The sequence below is a fragment of the Vibrio sp. R-1 genome, assembly GCF_035615595.1.
Lineage (GTDB): Bacteria > Pseudomonadota > Gammaproteobacteria > Enterobacterales > Vibrionaceae > Vibrio > Vibrio cholerae.
Genome location: NZ_WPDC01000352.1, coordinates 1 through 338 on the forward strand (window position 1 = coordinate 1; position 338 = coordinate 338).

Annotated in this window: 1 protein-coding gene; it reads right to left on the reverse strand. The window is 42.3% G+C overall.

What is annotated here, in order from left to right; all coding sequences use genetic code 11:
- Nucleotides 1-20: 20 nt before the first annotated feature.
- A partial coding sequence (locus GOU96_RS18475) for a lipocalin family protein (RefSeq protein WP_324702137.1) occupies nt 21-338 on the reverse strand: 318 nt, incomplete at its 5' end.

Below are 338 nucleotides of genomic sequence, written 5' to 3' on the forward strand. Positions count from 1 at the left end.
TTGAGGCGTTTGTTAGGTATTTATTGCTGCTGAACGTAAATGAGCCGATTTGTATCAAAACCACGCTCTTTCGACATTTCTATGAACTTGTTCAGAATGCCTCGTTCTACAGTCGGCGTTCTTGAAAGTAACCACAGATATTCTGTATTCGGCCCTGACACAAAAGCATAACTGTAGTTTTCACGGTCTAACTCAAACACTACGTAGGAGCCATAAAACGGGCCAAAAAATGAAACCTTCAGATAGCCGTCTGTTGAGCCATCCACAAAGTAAGCTTTGCCTTCCGCTTCCTTCCACTCACCTTTCTCTTCAGAATAACCACGATTAAGAACCGAAAT